At 49.4% G+C, this 18,213-nt stretch carries 17 protein-coding genes; 5 read left to right on the top strand and 12 right to left on the bottom strand.

What is annotated here, in order from left to right; all coding sequences use genetic code 11:
• Positions 1-350: 350 nt before the first annotated feature.
• Entirely contained in the window at positions 351-647 is a 297-nt protein-coding gene (locus tag CWM52_RS01490; protein ID WP_004863379.1) for a YciI family protein, read from the top strand.
• Positions 648-959: 312 nt separating this feature from the next.
• Here the strand turns inward: CWM52_RS01490 and CWM52_RS01485 are convergent, their stop codons facing one another.
• Positions 960-1,280, bottom strand: coding sequence for a hypothetical protein (locus tag CWM52_RS01485; RefSeq protein ID WP_227521250.1), 321 nt, complete (start codon positions 1,278-1,280; stop codon positions 960-962).
• Positions 1,281-1,285: 5 nt separating this feature from the next.
• On the bottom strand, positions 1,286-1,981 hold the full coding sequence (locus tag CWM52_RS01480; RefSeq protein ID WP_100682464.1) for an EAL domain-containing protein: 696 nt from the start codon (positions 1,979-1,981) through the stop codon (positions 1,286-1,288).
• Between the two features lie 69 nt (positions 1,982-2,050).
• Between CWM52_RS01480 and CWM52_RS26060 the strand changes: the two genes are divergently transcribed.
• Entirely contained in the window at positions 2,051-2,281 is a 231-nt protein-coding gene (locus CWM52_RS26060) for a hypothetical protein (protein WP_133121724.1), read from the top strand.
• A gap of 48 nt (positions 2,282-2,329) precedes the next feature.
• On the opposite strand, the gene CWM52_RS01475 is transcribed toward CWM52_RS26060, so the two are convergent.
• The 3 genes from CWM52_RS01475 to CWM52_RS26055 form a co-directional block, all read right to left on the bottom strand.
• Complete coding sequence (locus tag CWM52_RS01475) at positions 2,330-3,394, bottom strand: diguanylate cyclase (RefSeq protein ID WP_100682463.1); 1,065 nt, start codon at positions 3,392-3,394, stop codon at positions 2,330-2,332.
• A gap of 566 nt (positions 3,395-3,960) precedes the next feature.
• Positions 3,961-4,341, bottom strand: a complete 381-nt coding sequence (locus CWM52_RS01470) for an RND transporter (RefSeq protein ID WP_100682462.1) — start codon at positions 4,339-4,341, stop codon at positions 3,961-3,963.
• Positions 4,342-4,833: 492 nt separating this feature from the next.
• Entirely contained in the window at positions 4,834-5,007 is a 174-nt protein-coding gene (locus tag CWM52_RS26055) for a YciY family protein (RefSeq protein ID WP_131047894.1), read from the bottom strand.
• Between the two features lie 144 nt (positions 5,008-5,151).
• Between CWM52_RS26055 and cls the strand changes: the two genes are divergently transcribed.
• Positions 5,152-6,612, top strand: coding sequence for a cardiolipin synthase (cls, locus tag CWM52_RS01465; RefSeq protein WP_100682461.1), 1,461 nt, complete (start codon positions 5,152-5,154; stop codon positions 6,610-6,612).
• A 34-nt stretch (positions 6,613-6,646) separates the two neighbouring features.
• Positions 6,647-6,976 carry an HI1450 family dsDNA-mimic protein gene (locus tag CWM52_RS01460; protein ID WP_100682460.1) on the top strand — a complete coding sequence of 110 codons (330 nt, stop codon included), beginning with the start codon at positions 6,647-6,649 and terminating at the stop codon, positions 6,974-6,976.
• Positions 6,977-7,056: 80 nt separating this feature from the next.
• Here CWM52_RS01460 and CWM52_RS01455 read toward each other — a convergent pair whose 3' ends face one another.
• The 7 genes from CWM52_RS01455 to CWM52_RS01425 all read right to left on the bottom strand — a co-directional run bounded on the left by CWM52_RS01455 (position 7,057) and on the right by CWM52_RS01425 (position 14,921).
• Positions 7,057-7,890 (bottom strand): ion transporter, encoded by an 834-nt coding sequence (locus CWM52_RS01455; protein WP_100682459.1) that lies wholly within the window; start codon positions 7,888-7,890, stop codon positions 7,057-7,059.
• A gap of 46 nt (positions 7,891-7,936) precedes the next feature.
• Positions 7,937-8,941: a murein tripeptide/oligopeptide ABC transporter ATP-binding protein OppF gene (gene oppF / locus CWM52_RS01450; RefSeq protein ID WP_100682458.1), complete on the bottom strand. Its 1,005-nt coding sequence runs from the start codon at positions 8,939-8,941 to the stop codon at positions 7,937-7,939.
• Positions 8,938-9,951: an ABC transporter ATP-binding protein gene (locus CWM52_RS01445; RefSeq protein WP_100682457.1), complete on the bottom strand. Its 1,014-nt coding sequence runs from the start codon at positions 9,949-9,951 to the stop codon at positions 8,938-8,940. The genes oppF and CWM52_RS01445 overlap by 4 nt, the downstream gene beginning before the upstream one ends.
• Before the next feature lie 11 nt (positions 9,952-9,962).
• Positions 9,963-10,871 (bottom strand): oligopeptide ABC transporter permease OppC, encoded by a 909-nt coding sequence (oppC, locus tag CWM52_RS01440; protein WP_100682456.1) that lies wholly within the window; start codon positions 10,869-10,871, stop codon positions 9,963-9,965.
• 14 nt (positions 10,872-10,885) lie between these two features.
• Positions 10,886-11,806: an oligopeptide ABC transporter permease OppB gene (gene oppB / locus CWM52_RS01435; protein ID WP_004863406.1), complete on the bottom strand. Its 921-nt coding sequence runs from the start codon at positions 11,804-11,806 to the stop codon at positions 10,886-10,888.
• An 84-nt stretch (positions 11,807-11,890) separates the two neighbouring features.
• On the bottom strand, positions 11,891-13,522 hold the full coding sequence (gene oppA, locus CWM52_RS01430; protein WP_100682455.1) for an oligopeptide ABC transporter substrate-binding protein OppA: 1,632 nt from the start codon (positions 13,520-13,522) through the stop codon (positions 11,891-11,893).
• Positions 13,523-14,273: 751 nt separating this feature from the next.
• Positions 14,274-14,921, bottom strand: coding sequence for a YchE family NAAT transporter (locus tag CWM52_RS01425; RefSeq protein WP_100682454.1), 648 nt, complete (start codon positions 14,919-14,921; stop codon positions 14,274-14,276).
• A 475-nt stretch (positions 14,922-15,396) separates the two neighbouring features.
• Between CWM52_RS01425 and adhE the strand changes: the two genes are divergently transcribed.
• Positions 15,397-18,075 carry a bifunctional acetaldehyde-CoA/alcohol dehydrogenase gene (gene adhE, locus CWM52_RS01415; protein WP_100682453.1) on the top strand — a complete coding sequence of 893 codons (2,679 nt, stop codon included), beginning with the start codon at positions 15,397-15,399 and terminating at the stop codon, positions 18,073-18,075.
• Positions 18,076-18,213: the final 138 nt, after the last annotated feature.

Here is an 18,213-nt window from a genome sequence, read left to right as displayed (position 1 = left end):
AATTGGGCGGATTATCAGAGCAGCGCGTGAGATTGCTGGCATTGGCTCACCTGATAGAGCGGGCTTAGTGCTTGTAATGTGAATGAAAACCAGATACTTTCAAAACCCGAATAGCCTATATTCAAGGGTCATTGCGCTCATAGTCGTTTCTGTTGAAAAATGATGCCTCGATTTTAAATGCAAATAGCAATCATATTCAATAAGCCTTGTTATCTTGCACCAAAATTTGCCCCTTTTTGTCGGAAAAAATCCTGAAACACGGCATTTTACGCCAGCGCGCATCTTTGCATTGCAGTCAACGGCGGATTCACTTAACGTGATTCGCCTGTTTATTGATAAGGAGCCTTGCCGTGCTTTACGTTATCTACGCTGAAGACATTGCCGATTCTCTGGAAAAGCGCTTGTCGGTACGTCCCGCCCACCTGGCACGTTTGCAGCTATTACAAGATGAAGGTCGCCTGTTGACCGCCGGTCCAATGCCTGCCGTCGACAGTAATGAACCTGGCGCCGCCGGGTTTACTGGTTCAACGGTCATTGCGGAATTCGAATCGCTGGAAGTCGCAAAAGCATGGGCAAATGATGACCCTTACATCGCGGCTGGCGTTTACCAGAACGTCTCCGTGAAGCCTTATAAGAAGGTCTTTTAAAGCCCCATATAACGCCGTGTGTATCAATAGCATGGCGTTATCAACTCTCTATCAGGCCACAGTTAAGTCGATTTTATCGCGGTCGCAGGGTCTAAAAATCCTTTATCTATGCCCTGACTTTCACTTGCAGACCACAGGTGGCCCTGCGCCGACGCGTTGCCCAGTCACAAGCCGCGCAAAAAATTTTGCACGGTCTTATAGTTATTGTTCAATGACCAAAACATCGAAAATCCAGAGCGTTAGTTCAAATAGTCGATAGCACTGAATAGGTATCGATATTATAATCTTGTTGTCACTATTTTAATGTGCTTCCTACCATGCAACCATCGCTCGCTTCCAGACCACCTTCCCTTTTTTTACTTCTTTTGTAAACAGAAGCCGATTAAGCGCGAACAAAAAAACAACAGAAAAAACAAGTATTAAAATATATACGCCAATATCAACAGATGCCAGAAATGCGATGAAAGCTGCAACCAGCCCGATTATCAAGGACACGCAGGCAGATATCAGCTTAATTCTTGTACGCGCTTCTCGTGACACATACCCTTTAATCTGGAATGCGTTGCAACTATGGCAATGGTCTTCAGTAATTAAATTAGCGCCACAAAATGGGCATTTATTTTCACTTTTCATGATTTTTATTGACACTCAATGTAGTAGTAATCACCTTTCCATAACCGTCCCTGGCAAGCACTATCAATAACAGAAAAAACTTTATTTTTTTGCTCTATTGTTTCAACTCCCTCAACGATGACAAAGTCACAATACGATTTTATTTTCCCTAATATCGCTGTAAAATCATTATCGTTCTGAATTTCCCAAAAATAATCCTTGTCTATTTTTATACATTCAAATCTAAATGATTCAATAACCTTTATACTTGTCAATCCTCGGCCAAAATCATCCAACCATACTGGACACAATGTGGAAAGTCGCGTTAACTCAGCCATACAGCTCGGGTGCTTAAACTCGTGAAAGTCCTCGTGGATCTCGACAGTAATATTTTTTTGCTTTTTTATGTAATCACTTACATATCTGTCGTTTAATATATAATCACTGATGAGGCTATCAACATTCAATGATACCGGCCTGTCATTTAAGAACAAAGGGTCGATTTCCGCAATTGTCAATAACTGCTTATTAAATACATCAATTATTTCCTTTTCGTTTAATGAACTGAAACAAAAAACCTTTTCATTAGGCAGATCATCATTGAAATTCTTTTTATTTACTTTCTTCGTTAGAATTTCCCAAGAGTGAACAGAACCATCTTTTTTGTAAGATGGCTCTAAAACAAATCTATAGGATTCTATTTCCATCTTGTTCTTTATCATTAAAAAACACCGGAACTAGGAATAATCCCAATCCTGTCACAAATAAAAATAAAAGAGAAATAGTTTAAAATGATCGATAAAGATCGAACGATTGGTGAAAACTATCACAATGTAATAATCGATCGGTCATTTGAATTTATGGGGTTTTGTGGCAATAAAAGAAACACGATTTCATTATCATGGATAATAAAATCAACTGGTTACAACCAACCAGTTGACCGGCAAATTCCTGACAACATTCGCTGTTTGTGTCAGTGTTCTTTAGAAAAGAGCATGGCTGTTGCCAGTTTTGCTCATTGATAATCCTTAATGTTTATATTTTATCTAGTTAAGAGATGGCTAATTACATTATTTTTTATTACTTTTCATGCAAAATCCATTTTTGCCATTACGCTTAACCTCATAAAGCATTTCATCCGCTTCCCTAATCCAGCTAATAATTGACGTTTTGTTTTTAGCACATGAAATACCGATACTGACAGTACAAGAAATATCTTTATGAGAAGGTAAGGAAAGGACCTCGATTCGTTCCTGAATTGCATGAACCATCGCCAAAACAAGCTGATCATTACTGTTGTTAACAATAACCGCTAACTCATCCCCACCAAATCTTGCAGGAATATCCTGCGCACCTGCACACTCTCTTAGTATTGTTGATATGCGAGATAATACTGCATCACCTACTTCATGACCGTAGGTATCGTTGATGTATTTAAAATTATCCACATCAATGAGAAGAAGATATGACAATATGCGTTTTTTTCGCGTCGCCCTGAAAGCCCCCTCCATTTTTTGCTCAAAAAACCGACGATTGGGAAGATCTAATCCTGGATCCATAAGCGCTTGTTTTTCCAGTAACTCTCTCCTTTTTCTCAATTTTATAGATAGCCGTCTCGAAACAACACTCAAGAGTATGGGATAACATGTAGCCAGCGGCAAAGAGAACCATACCGTCCTCGTGCTAAATTCAGTCGTATAATTAAAATCATTCAACAACCATATTAGTGTAAAACTGAGGAGCATACATAATAACGCTGGTTTTAAAATCCTCCAGCCACCCGCGGCATAGCGATCTGCTATTTGAATTGAGACAATGAATATTGATGGAATCGGACTCACTTGCATTACTGCAATCCACATACCAGCCCAACACGAATCAAGTATCATGTTCTTTTTTTCAGTATTGAGCATGTCCTTCGACATAATACTGGCAATGTAAGCAATGGATGGCCAGGTCAGCGCATTCAGAATCAGCAAGGCAATTGTTATTTTATGATGTGATTGTTCTTCAAGCACTGAATATATAGGAATGAAACAAAGTATGACCCCTGCCTGACGCAGAAGATACACTCGTTTAATAAAGGATGCATTTCTGTCAGAAATGTATTTTTCATCAGGAAAGTTTTTTAACATGGTGTATCCATTATGAATTACTTAGCGTCGGCCATCCAGTTAACCCTTTAAATTCTAAGGTGAAAACTTGCATAACAATTTTAAAATTATAATATGAACGTGCAATTTACAAGGTCTCATATCAATGAATAATAAACATACTGATAATCAGATTTGGCATCGGTGTTTATTTTATACTTTCTTATACCTATGTTTATCAAACAAAAAACTCTTTTCGTAGTGTTAGTTGCCAGGAAATCAAAGCCGTACAACATTAAACTCGGTTAATTTACCAATTTTGGTAGGAGTGATAAAAAAACAGCATAACATCCGACCAGTACAGCCCCACCTGCAGTTATCTATCTTTACTACAAATTATTTTGTTATGGACACAGCAACATTGCCATGAACGATTTCCCCGGAATCCCCCTGCCTGGGGTTTTATCGTCGCATTGCGCCGGGACTATTTGTCAATCGTCTTCCCCTGCTCCGATCGCATCTGCAACCGGCTCTTTTGCGGCAGCCTGCGGCCCTGGCCGACCCGGCGTCCGGAGCGCCAACGCATCCCCGGACGCAACTGCGGATATTCACTGGGAGTTAGCCAGAGCTGCGCTGGAGGTAGCCGCGCCATCTGACTGAATGTTTGATGCGGAATTCCAGTCTTTGCCGATCAGCGCGCTATCTGATTGCCCGGATGAGGAGCTGATTGTCTCATCCTGGGGTGACAATGTTGAGCCATCAATGGCTTCATTCGTGCCAGCACCATCCGGTGCCGTGCTTGACCATTGTCCATCGCTGGAATAGGTATCCAACCCATTAATCTCATTTGGGATGCTGTCAGATGTTGTCCCGTCATCATTAACGCAGACCTGGCCTCCCATATTGTTAGGTTCGCAGTCAGAGGCATAAGTTACCTCAGTCATTGAAATCAGGATGACCCCGGCAAATAACAAACCTTTTAATTTCATTATGATATCCAGCGAATCAACGAAAGTACATCTTAACTATATGATTTAACAGGAAGCATCGTGGTTAAATTATGTGTTTTTTTGTAAGGTGGTTTGAATCAGCGCAATATCGGGTTGCGCGTATGGGTGATGGCATGAATCCTGAACCTGGCCATTTTTCCCATGGCGTATCTGCGGGGGATTTTTTAACTGATGACAATCTGCCCTGATAACATGTTTTCAGCGTTGAATAATCGCTTGATTTTTTCTGCTGTTGGCCGATTAACCACCGCCCTCACCCAGGCTTCTGAAGCGGGCCGTTAAACCCGCCACCCATCGCCTGGTCCTGAGGTCCCTGCAACGTAACCGGGGTAGAGCAAGTGATGATGGAAGACAGGGCCAGGGATGAAGGTAATGCTTCGTTTTGGTCAGCAATTCTTCTACACTGCGGGCGGTGTTTTGCGACCGTCCGGCAGCAAAACAACAGAGGCACCGTAAAAGGTGCCTTTTAGATCAGTACTCAGTGAGGACAAACAGCAGGGAACTACGTTGTCGTTTCACCAGTTCCTTCCTGATGGAGAGGATGCGCATATTGCGGCGCGATTGGGCTTCCAGCCAGCGGGACTTGCGGCGACTCACCTGTCTTAGCATGCGCCAGCGCCCTACTTCCGTTCTACTACGCTTCATTGCTACTACTCTACAAGTGAAAAACAGACCACATTATAGACCCATGAATCTGGCTAACCAACGCTTTCGCTGCGTTTTTATTTGCCAGATGGATGTTGATGCGTAAACTCATGACATAGAGTTATTCAAAAGGATTTTTCATCTATGACAACCTTTTACACGGTGGTGAACTGGCTGGTCATCCTCGGTTACTGGTTACTCATCGCCGGTGTAACGTTACGTATTCTGATGAAACGGCGCGCCGTACCTTCAGCAATGGCGTGGTTGCTGATTATCTACATTCTTCCGCTGGTCGGTATTATTGCCTATCTCTCATTTGGCGAACTGCATCTGGGCAAACGTCGTGCGGAGCGGGCCCGGGCGATGTGGCCCTCCACCGCCAAATGGCTTAACGATCTCAAAGCCTGCAAACATATTTTTGCCGAGGATAACAGCCCGGTCGCCGCATCGCTGTTTAAGCTCTGCGAACGCCGTCAGGGGATCGCCGGTGTAAAGGGCAATCAGCTGCAGCTCCTGACCGAGTCTGATGACGTGATGCAGGCGCTGATGCGCGATATCCAGCTGGCGCGGCACAATATCGAGATGGTGTTTTACATCTGGCAACCCGGCGGCATGGCCGATAAGGTCGCGGAATCGCTGATGGCCGCGGCACGGCGCGGCGTCCACTGCCGGCTGATGCTCGATTCCGCCGGCAGCGTCGCCTTTTTCCGCAGCCCGTGGGCCGCCATGATGCGTAACGCCGGTATCGAGGTTGTTGAAGCGCTGAAGGTTAACCTGATGCGTGTTTTTCTGCGCCGCATGGATTTACGCCAGCACCGCAAAATGGTGATGATTGATAACTATATTGCCTATACCGGCAGTATGAACATGGTCGACCCGCGCTTCTTTAAACAGGATTCTGGCGTCGGTCAGTGGATTGACCTGATGGCGCGTATGGAAGGCCCGGTCGCCACGGCAATGGGCATCGTCTACTCCTGCGACTGGGAGATTGAAACCGGCAAGCGTATTTTACCGCCGCCGCCGGATCTCAATATTATGCCCTTTGAAGAAGCCAGCGGACACACGATTCATACCATTGCCTCCGGTCCCGGTTTCCCGGAAGACCTGATTCATCAGGCGCTACTCACCGCCGCCTATTCCGCCAAGGAATATCTGATAATGACCACCCCTTACTTCGTGCCCAGCGACGATCTGCTGCATGCGATCTGCACCGCGGCGCAACGCGGGGTCGACGTCAGCATTATCCTGCCGCGTAAGAATGATTCGCTGCTGGTTGGCTGGGCCAGCCGGGCCTTCTTCACCGAGCTGCTGGCGGCCGGAGTTAAAATTTATCAGTTTGAAGGCGGCCTGCTGCATACCAAAAGCGTTCTGGTCGACGGCGAGCTCAGCCTGGTCGGTACCGTGAATCTCGATATGCGCAGTCTGTGGCTTAATTTCGAAATCACGCTGGTCATTGACGACGTCGGATTCGGCGGCGATCTGGCCGCCGTTCAGGACGATTATATTTCTCGTTCGCGCCTGCTGGACGCCCGGCAGTGGTTAAAACGACCGCTCTGGCAGCGGATCACCGAGCGACTGTTTTACTTCTTCAGTCCGTTGCTGTAAAACGTGCCAATCAGATGTTGAATGGGTAGCAATCATGGATATGGATTTAAACAATCGCCTGACCGAAGACGAGACGCTTGAACAAGCTTATGACATCTTCCTGGAGCTGGCTGTCGACAACCTCGATCCGGCGGATGTCATTCTGTTTAACCTGCAGTTTGAAGAACGCGGCGGTGCCGAGCTGTTCGACCCCGCGCCGGACTGGGAAGAGCATGTCGATTACGACCTTAACCCGGACTTTTTCGCCGAAGTCGTGATTGGTCTTGCCGATACCGATGGCGGTGAAATTAACGATATCTTCGCGCGCGTTCTGCTGTGCCGCGAAAAGGACCACAAGCTGTGCCATATTCTGTGGCGTGAATAAACAACGCCCTCACTGAAGCAATAAAAAACGGCAGACGGTCACTCCACCGCCTGCCGTTTTATTTTTCTCCCCGACGATGACTATTTCGGCAGTTCACTCCCGCAGGCGTTGCAGAAACGCGCATTTTCATCATGCGCGGCGTGCTGACAGTTTGAACACGCGCGTGCACGGCGATGTTGCCATGCGCTGGTCATATGCGTGGTGATAAGCCCGGTCGGAATGGCGATAATGGAATAGCCGATTAAGATCAGAATCGAGGCCAGAATTCTGCCGATCGGCGTATGCGGCGTAATATCGCCATACCCTACCGTCGTAATGGTCACAATTGCCCAATAGACCGATGCATTTAAGGTGGTAAACCCGTATTGCGGCCCCTCAATCAGGTACATCAGCGATCCAAAGATAACCATCACGATGGCAATAAAGGAATAAAAGAGGATCAGCTGATGGCGGGCGCTGACGATAGCCGCCCAGAAAATATTCAATGACGGCATAAAACGCAGCAGCTTAAGAATACGCAAGCAGCGAATCGCCCGCATCGCCCGCCACGCAAAGACATAATTGAGGCCCATTTCCGGCCACATCCACATCACATACATCGGCAGGATGGTGGCTAAATCGATCACCCCCCAAAAGCTGAAAATATAGCTAAAGGGTTTTGGCCAGCTGATAATACGCAGGAAATACTCGAGGGTAAAAACAACGGTGACAAACAGCTCCAGCCAGACAAAAATATGCCACTCATCAAACGTCAGGTGATATTGCGTGCCCAGACCGGACTCAATAAAAATCACCAGCACGCTCAACAGCGCAAAAAGACCGCACAGACCTTCAAATCGTCGTCCGGAAAGACGGGTTTGATCGAAGAGCAGATGATACAGCCGCTGGCGAGCGGCGTGAAAATTAACAACCACGTTTAACCTCGCAAAAAAAAGGGCTGACCTGCGTCAGCCCCAGAGATTATAACGGGTCTACCTTCAGGCAGGAAACCGCATGTCGGAAACTCCCCTCCAGCACCGGCCGCGTTTTCGCGCATTCTGGCCCGGCGATGGGGCAACGCGTACGGAAAACACACCCCGACGGCGGGTTTATCGGCGACGGCAGCTCCCCTTCCAGCAGCTGTATGGTTTTGTTCTTTTCCAGATCCGGGTCTGGAATCGGCACCGCGGACATCAGCGCTTTGGTATAAGGGTGCAGCGGATTGTGGTACACCTCATCATACGTGCCCAGCTCTACCGCATGGCCCAGATACATCACCAGAACGCGATCGGAAATATGCTTCACCACCGCCAGATCGTGGGCGATAAAGATCAGCGACAGGCCCATTTCTCGCTGCAGCTGCTGTAGCAGGTTAACAACCTGCGCCTGAATCGAGACGTCCAGAGCCGAGACCGGCTCATCGCAGATAATCAGCTTCGGCTCAAGGATCAGCGCACGAGCGATACCGATACGCTGACACTGCCCGCCGGAAAACTCGTGCGGATAGCGGTTAATCAGGTTCGGCAACAGACCCACTTTCATCATCATCGCTTTCACGCGGTCACGCACTTCCTGACGCGACATTTTTGGATGATAGGTGCGCAGCGGCTCGGCAATAATTTCACCGATCGTCATACGTGGGTTCAGCGAAGCCAGCGGATCCTGGAAGATCATCTGGATATCGCTGCGAACATCGCGCCACTCTTCCTGCTTCATGCCCAGCAGATCTTTGCCAAGCCAGGCGACTTTGCCGTCGGTCGCCTTCACCAGACCAATAATCGCCCGGGCAAAGGTCGATTTACCGCAGCCAGATTCCCCGACCACCCCCAGCGTTTCGCCCTCGTAGAGACGCAGCGTGACGCCATCCACCGCTTTCAGCGTTTTGGCCGGCTGCCAGAACCACTGCCTGCCATCCTTAATATCAAAGTGGACCTTCAGATCGGCAATTTCGAGCAGGACTTTTCTTTGTTCCGTAACGGCGTTCATAGCAGATCCCCGACTGGTTGAAAGCAGGCGCGCAGGCGGCCCGGTGCAAACTCCTCCAGAGGTGGAGCGCTATAACAAATCTCCATTGCGTGCGGGCAACGCGGCTGGAACGGGCAACCTTTCGGCAGGCGCAGCAAGTTTGGCGGGTTGCCCGGAATGGTCAACAGCGACTCGCCCTCGGCGTCCAGACGCGGAACCGCATTCAGCAAGCCGATAGAGTACGGATGCGAAGGATGATAAAAGACATCCCGCGCCATGCCGTATTCCATGGTTCGCCCGGCATACATCACCAGCACTTTGTCGCAGATCCCGGCGACAACGCCGAGATCGTGGGTAATCATAATGATCGCCGTATTGAACTCGCGCTTAAGCTCGTTCAACAGGGTCATGATTTGCGCCTGGACCGTGACATCCAGAGCGGTGGTCGGCTCATCGGCAATCAGCAGTTTAGGCCGGCACAGCAGCGCCATCGCAATCATCACGCGCTGGCGCATCCCGCCGGAAAACTCGTGCGGATACATTTTCATGCGCTTGCGTGCTTCCGGCATCTTTACCGCATCCAGCATCTTCACCGACTCTTCAAACGCTTCGGCTTTTCCCAGACTTTTATGCAACATCAGGACTTCCATCAGTTGCTCACCCACCCGCATATACGGGTTCAGGGAGGTCATCGGGTCCTGGAATATCATTGAAATTTGTTCGGCGCGAAGCTTATTCAGATCGCGCTCCGGCAGATTGAGAATCTGGCGGCCATTAAACAGCGCCGACCCGCCAATCTGACCGTTGGAGGCCAGCAGGCCCATTAAAGCAAACGCGGTCTGCGACTTACCGGACCCCGATTCACCAACGATGCCCAGCGTTTCCCCGGCCCGCAGGTTAAAATTGAGGTCGTTCACCGCCGTGACATCGCCATCCGGCGTTTTGAACGTGACGCGGAGATCTTTGACATCCAGCAGCAGGCCAGATTGTTGCTGTGCCTGCGGCGCTTTTGCCGTTTCAATTGTGTTCATGACGGCGCTCCTTAGCGATCTTTCGGGTCGAGGGCATCACGCAGGCCATCGCCGATAAAGTTAAAACAGAACAGCGTCACCACCAGGAAACCCGCCGGGAACAGCAGCAGCCACGGCGACACTTCCATAGAGTTCGCGCCATCGCTGAGCAATGCCCCCCAGCTGCTCAGGGGTTCCTGAGTCCCCAGACCAAGGAAGCTTAAGAAGGATTCAAACAGGATCATGCTCGGTACCAGCAGCGAGGCGTACACCACCACCACACCCAGTACGTTAGGCACGATATGACGAACCACAATACTGAATGTTGAAACACCGCCGACCTGTGCCGCTTCGATAAACTCTTTGCGCTTCAGGCTCAGCGTCTGGCCGCGAACAATACGCGCCATATCCAGCCAGGAGACCATCCCGATGGCAACGAAAATCAGCAGGATGTTCTGGCCAAAGAAGGTGACGAGCAGGATAACGAAGAACATAAACGGGAAGGAGTTGAGGATCTCCAGCAGGCGCATCATCACAGAATCGACTTTGCCGCCCAGATAGCCGGAAAGTGAGCCGTAGAGCGTACCGAGAACCACCGCCACCAGCGCCGCGGCTACCCCGACCATCAGCGAGATGCGCCCGCCGATAGCGACGCGAACCAGCAGGTCGCGGCCGGAAGAGTCGGTACCAAAGTAGTGGCCGGATGTCATATCCGGCGCACTGGACATCATGCCCCAGTCGGTATCGAAGTAGGAGAACTGCGACACCATCGGCGCAATAGTCACAAACAGCGCGATAATCACCAGCACAATCAGGCTGGCAACGGCGGCACGGTTATGCATGAAGCGACGGCGGGCATCCTGCCACAAACTACGTCCTTCGACTTCCAGCTTTTCACTGAAGTTTTCCAACGCCTCGTTGCTTTTCTTACTTAACATCATGGCGAACTCCAGCCTCAATAGCGAATCTTCGGATCGATAACGGCATACAGCACGTCAACAATCGCGTTAAACAGAATAGTCAGCGCGCCGACCAGAATTGTCAGGCTCAGCACCAGCGAATAGTCGCGGTTAAGCGCGCCATTGACAAACAGCTGACCAATACCCGGAAGACCGTAGATCGTTTCGATAACCATCGAGCCGGTGATGATCCCGACGAAAGCGGGCCCCATATAAGAAAGAACCGGCAGCAGAGCGGGTTTCAGCGCATGGCGCAAAATAATGCGCCGCATCGGCAGCCCTTTCGCTCGCGCGGTACGGATAAAGTTGGAATGCAGGACCTCAATCATTGAACCGCGGGTAATACGCGCGATACTGGCGATATAGGCTAACGACAAGGCCACCATCGGCAGAATCATAAATTTCAGCGCCCCGCCGTTCCAGCCGCCGCCGGGCAACCAGTGCAGCGTGATGGCGAAGATCATCACCAGCAGCGGCGCAACCACGAAACTGGGTATCACCACGCCGGTCATCGCCACCCCCATGACCGCATAATCCCATTTCGTATTCTGCTTCAGGGCCGCAATAACCCCTGCCGTCACGCCGAGAACGACCGCCAGCAGGAAAGCGGCAAGCCCTAATTTAGCGGAAACCGGGAAGCTCGACGCCACCAGATCGTTGACCGAGTAGTCTTTATATTTAAAAGAGGGACCGAAATCACCGTGCGCCAGCTGCTTCAGATAATTGAAGTACTGGGTCATGATGGGGTCGTTTAAATGGTATTTGGCTTCAATATTCGCCATCACTTCCGGCGGCAACGTGCGTTCACCGGTAAATGGACTTCCCGGCGCAAGGCGCATCATGAAGAAAGAGATGGTAATAAGAATAAATAGCGTCGGAATCGCTTCCAGACAGCGACGAAAAATAAATTTTAACATTGCCCGTACCTTCTGGCCTGTGCCTATCGAGTGCGATGAATTCAGACACGGTGGGGCAAGCGTCGCCTGCCCCACGTATTGCCATTAATGTTTGATAATATAAAGATTTTTAACGTAGATATTATCTAACGGGTCTTTACCGGTATAGCCACCCACCCACGGTTTAACCAGACGGGCGTTGACGTAATAGAAGACCGGCACGATCACAGAATCTTTATCGAGCTGCTGTTCCGCCTGCGCATACAGGTCTGCACGCTTCGCGTCATCATTAGTTTGTAATGTTTCTGCGATAATTTTATCGAAAGCCGGGCTCTTATAATGAGAGGTGTTATTTGAGCTGTCGCTCAGCATCGTATTCAGGAATGAGGTCGGTTCGTTGTAATCCGCACACCAGCCAGCACGCGCTACGTCGAAGGTCCCCTGATGACGATTATCGAGGAAGGTTTTCCATTCCTGATTTTCCAGCTTGACGTTGGCGCCCAGGTTTTTCTTCCAGATAGAGGCGACGGCAATAGCCAGTTTTTTATGCAGGTCGGAAGTGTTATACAGTAAATTAAAGGTCAGCGGCTTATCGGCGGTATATCCGGCTTCGGCCAGCAGTTTTTTCGCTTCTTCGTTACGCTTGTCCTGAGACCAGGTAAACCATTCTGGTTTGACAACCTTCATGCCATCGGTATACGGCGGCGTATAGCTATAGGCCGGCAGGTCGCCCTGATTCTTCACTTTATTAACGATAATATCGCGATCCAGCGCCATTTTCAGCGCGGTACGGACGCGGACATCGGTAAACGGTGCTTTCTGGTTATTAATTTCGTAGTAATAGGTGCAGAGATACGGGTCAACGTGTACTTCTTGCGGGATCTCTTTTTTCAGTTTCTGGAACAGTTCAATCGGCATGTTGTTATAGGTCATGTCGATTTCACCGCTGCGGTAGCGGTTAACATCGGTCACTTCGGAAGAGATCGGCAGGTAGGTGACCTGATTAATGACGGTTTTTGCGTTATCCCAGTATTGCGGATTACGTTCAAGCACAATACGTTCGTTAACAACCCAGTCTTTCAGCTTATAAGCACCGTTGGTCACGATGTTAGCCGGCTGGGTCCATTTCTCGCCGTATTTTTCGATGGCGGCTTTCGGCACCGGAGAAACGGATGGGTGCACGAGGAGTTTATAGAAATAAGGAACCGGTTCGCTCAGCGTGACTTCGAAGGTTTTATCATCAATCGCTTTGACGCCCAGATCGGTGATCGGTTTTTTGCCCGCGATAATGTCATCCACATTCAGCAGGTGGCCATATTGTAGGTAGCTTGCATAAGGTGAAGCGGTTTTCGGATCCGCCAGACGCTGCCAGCTATAGACGAAATCTTGCGCGGTAACCGGCGAGCCATCAGACCATTTCGCATCTTTACGCAGATGGAAGGTCCAGACTTTAAAATCCTTATTATCCCAGGATTCTGCGACCCCAGGGATCGGGTGGCCTTGAATATCGCCAATCACTAACCCTTCAAACAAATCGCGGTTAATGTTGGATTCCGGAACGCCTTCAATTTTATGCGGGTCGAGGGATTGCACTTCCGCACCATTATTACGTACCAGCGATTGTTTATCCGCCAGCTGTACCCCAGCAGGTACATCCGCTGCCATGGCAACATTCGCGGTAATTAGCGCGGACAGAATCCCCGCGGCTACCAGACTTTTTTTGGTGATGATGGTCATTGTGTTGTTACTCCATTCATTATAATTACTGGTTATTTAACCAGCCTGTTCTTTTCCCCATACGGGATTCTGTACAGTGCAGGAGTTTATGCTGCTGTCAGAGTTTACTGCTTGCTATCACCGACTTAATTTATTACGACCGCTCAAACGGCGACCTTGACGTCGATTCTTTCATCCCCTGTCGCGGGGCGGTTTCAGCCACAACGAGTTATTTAATAATAATTCTCATTTATGGGCATTTGTTCAGTTAGCGATCACGGCGGAAAGTACCAAAAGGTCGTATCATCCGCCAATGCAATTTGCAAATATGTTACCGGATTCTCTTTTATGGTTTTTTCTACGCCGCTATCTGGCCCTGTCTTTTGGCGGAAAAATCATTAAAGATGTTATTTTTCATACAGATACTTTCAACAACCTGTTGCGGATGCCGCCAAACCACGCGGAGATGCTTTTTTGTACAAAAATTTAACAATCGGTTATTATTTAGCACATTCATCTGCCCCGGTTATGAAATTACTAATATCATTTCAATTATGCGACGGCAAGCATCAGAGAATGATGTGAAGAAAATAACAGTGGTGAAGGTGTGAGAAAAGGAGAGGAAATGACCAGGAAATTGTTTAAGATAATGATAAATAACAATATTTATTAATATCACAGAAAGCTATCGTGCGTGGCCATATCTGTTTCATTGATAACTTTTGCTAATAAAGCAAAGCGGAGCGCGCGGCTCCGCATCGCCCGGGCTCGTTTAATTAACCAGACCAGGAAACAGCGCTTTGATGCCGGTGACGATAAACTCAATCCCCAGCGCCATCAGCAACAGCCCCATAATACGCGTGATGACGTTGATACCGGTCTGGCCTAACAAGCGCACCAGCCACGGCGCCATGCGGAAAATCCCCCAACAGCATAAGGCAAACAGGGCAATCGCAATCGAGAACCCCAAAAGGTAGGTTACCGTGTGGTAGCGCGTTCCCCAGACGATAGTCGAGCTGATTGCGCCCGGCCCTGCCATCAACGGCAGCGCCAGCGGCACGACGCCGATACTTTCCCGAATCGCGGTTTCTGATTTTTCCTGCTTATTTTGTTTATCCTCGCCGAGCTTGCCGCTTATCATCGACATCGCAATCGTCACGACCAGGATGCCACCGGCAATGCGGAATGAATCAATAGAGATGCCGAAAATTTGCAAAATCGAGTCACCGAGAAAGAGCGACGTCAGCAGAATAATGGCCACCGAAAGATTCGCCGTCAGGTTGGTCTTATTTCGGATCACGGCCGTCTGGTAACTGGTCATACTAATGAAGACCGGGATGATGCCAACCGGGTTAACCAGCGCAAATAGCCCGATGAAAAACTTGAAGTAAGTTGAAAAATCAAACAACGGTAGAGTCACAGTGCGCTCCGCAGCATCATTAAAAATGGCTGTTGACAGCTAGCCACATAAAATATTCGCGCAGAAGATACGCTTTTTAGCAGCATAATTCATCACAAATATACCTATAACGGCGCCAGAATGGCATGTTATATATTTGTTTACCGCCGTTACTTATTCACTAAGTTTGCATACCTATTATTACACTTGATTTAACCGGTCAAAAAACAGCCTGCTGAAAGGTGTCAGCTTGAAGCAAACTTGATCTAAATCACGTAAATTGTACTCAGAAGTGAGTAACCTTGTTGACACTAAAAGAGTGCAGCATAGCGGTCTCTGAGCATTAAAAGATCGAGCTTCTTTAGTAAATCAACGCGGCCAGCGGTGCCAGAAAACGGCACCTTAACATTTAGATGCAAGCTGTTAACAGCCTGTCTATACTGTCGAATCGAGCTACTGATTTACTAAAAAAGTTTAACATTATCAGGAGAGCATTATGGCTGTTACTAATGTCGCTGAACTTAACGCACTCGTCGAGCGCGTAAAAAAAGCCCAGCGTGAATATGCCAGTTTCACTCAAGAACAAGTTGACAATATCTTCCGTGCTGCCGCCTTGGCCGCCGCAGATGCTCGAATCCCTCTCGCCAAAATGGCCGTAGCCGAATCCGGCATGGGCATTGTCGAAGACAAGGTTATCAAAAACCACTTCGCTTCCGAATATATCTATAACGCATATAAAGATGAAAAGACCTGCGGTGTTCTCTCTGAAGACGACACTTTCGGGACTATCACCATCGCCGAACCCATCGGTATTATCTGCGGTATCGTTCCGACGACTAACCCGACGTCCACAGCAATCTTTAAATCCCTGATCAGCCTGAAAACGCGTAACGCAATTATCTTCTCTCCACATCCGCGTGCGAAAGATGCCACCAACAAAGCAGCAGATATCGTTCTGCAGGCGGCTATCGCCGCAGGCGCGCCGAAAGATCTGATCGGTTGGATCGACCAGCCTTCTGTTGAGCTGTCTAACGCGCTGATGCATCACCCTGACATTAACCTGATCCTCGCAACCGGTGGTCCAGGCATGGTTAAAGCCGCTTATAGCTCCGGTAAACCGGCTATCGGCGTAGGTGCAGGTAACACGCCGGTTGTTATTGATGAAACGGCTGACGTCAAACGTGCGGTCGCTTCCGTACTGATGTCTAAAACCTTTGATAACGGCGTTATCTGTGCGTCTGAGCAGTCAGTTGTCGTTGTCGACTCAGTCTATGATGCTGTTCGCGAACGTTTCGCCAGCCACGGCGGCTACCTGCTGCAGGGCAAAGAGCTGAAAGCCGTTCAGGACATCATCCTGAAAAATGGCGCCCTGAACGCCGCAATCGTCGGTCAGCCGGCCTACAAAATTGCTGAACTGGCAGGCTTCACCGTTCCGGCTACCACCAAAATTCTGATTGGTGAAGTGACTGACGTTGATGAAAGCGAGCCGTTTGCTCACGAAAAACTGTCTCCGACGCTGGCGATGTACCGCGCGAAGAACTTTGAAGACGCTGTTGATAAAGCTGAAAAACTGGTGGCGATGGGCGGTATCGGTCATACCTCTTGCCTGTACACCGACCAGGACAACCAGCCGGCTCGCGTTGCGTACTTCGGCCAGAAGATGAAAACCGCACGTATCCTGATTAACACCCCGGCTTCTCAGGGTGGTATCGGTGACCTGTACAACTTTAAACTCGCGCCTTCCCTGACTCTGGGTTGTGGTTCCTGGGGTGGTAACTCCATCTCCGAAAACGTTGGTCCGAAACACCTGATCAACAAGAAAACCGTTGCTAAGCGAGCTGAAAACATGTTGTGGCACAAACTTCCGAAATCTATCTACTTCCGTCGTGGCTCACTGCCAATTGCACTGGATGAAGTGATTACTGATGGTCACAAACGCGCGTTGATTGTGACTGACCGCTTCCTGTTCAACAACGGTTATGCAGACCAGATCACCTCCGTGCTGAAAGCATCCGGTGTTGAGACTGAAGTCTTCTTCGAAGTTGAAGCTGACCCGACCCTGAGCGTAGTACGTAAAGGCGCGGATCTGGCAAACTCCTTCAAGCCGGACGTTATCATCGCCCTGGGCGGCGGTTCCCCGATGGATGCCGCGAAAATCATGTGGGTCATGTACGAACATCCGGAAACCCACTTCGAAGACCTGGCGCTGCGCTTTATGGACATCCGTAAACGTATCTACAAGTTCCCGAAAATGGGCGTGAAAGCGAAGATGATCGCCGTCACCACCACTTCCGGCACCGGTTCTGAAGTTACGCCATTCGCCGTTGTTACCGACGATGCGACCGGTCAGAAATATCCGCTGGCTGACTACGCGCTGACTCCGGATGTGGCGATTGTTGATGCTAACCTCGTGATGGACATGCCGAAGTCCCTGTGTGCCTTCGGTGGTCTTGACGCCGTGACCCATGCCCTGGAAGCCTATGTTTCCGTACTGGCATCTGAGTTCTCCGACGGTCAGGCTCTGCAGGCACTGAAACTGCTGAAAGAGTACCTGCCAGCGTCCTACCACGAAGGTTCTAAGAACCCGGTAGCACGTGAGCGTGTGCACAGTGCAGCGACTATCGCCGGTATCGCGTTTGCTAACGCCTTCCTCGGCGTATGTCACTCCATGGCGCACAAACTGGGTTCTCAGTTCCACATTCCGCACGGTCTGGCTAACGCCCTGCTGATTTGTAACGTGATTCGTTACAATGCGAATGACAACCCAACCAAGCAGACTGCATTCAGCCAGTACGACCGTCCGCAGGCACGCCGTCGTTACGCTGAAATCGCCGATCACCTGGGTCTGAGCGCGCCTGGCGACCGTACCGCAGCGAAAATTGAAAAACTGCTGGCATGGCTGGAAAGCCTGAAGGCTGAGCTGGGTATTCCTAAGTCTATCCGTGAAGCTGGCGTACAGGAAGCTGACTTCCTGGCCAACGTTGACAAGCTGTCTGAAGATGCATTCGATGACCAGTGCACCGGCGCTAACCCGCGCTACCCGCTGATTGCCGAGCTGAAACAGATTCTGCTGGATACCTTCTACGGTAACGACTTCAGCGAAGGTGAAACTGCCGCGAAGAAAGAAACCGCAGCAGCGCCGAAAGCCGATAAAAAAGCGAAGAAATCTGCTTAATCGACTCTGATAACACGTGTAAAGGCCCCATCTCCGGATGGGGCCTTTTTTTATCCCATTCTGGCAGAGGATGAGCGCTAACAAACGCCGTTTCCCGCCCCACGTCTTGCAACCCGGATATTTAGTGTGTCCCGGTGG

This window comes from Raoultella sp. T31 (genome assembly GCF_002806725.1).
In the GTDB taxonomy this organism is placed as follows: domain Bacteria; phylum Pseudomonadota; class Gammaproteobacteria; order Enterobacterales; family Enterobacteriaceae; genus Klebsiella; species Klebsiella electrica.
This window is presented reverse-complemented; position numbering and strand designations above follow the sequence as displayed.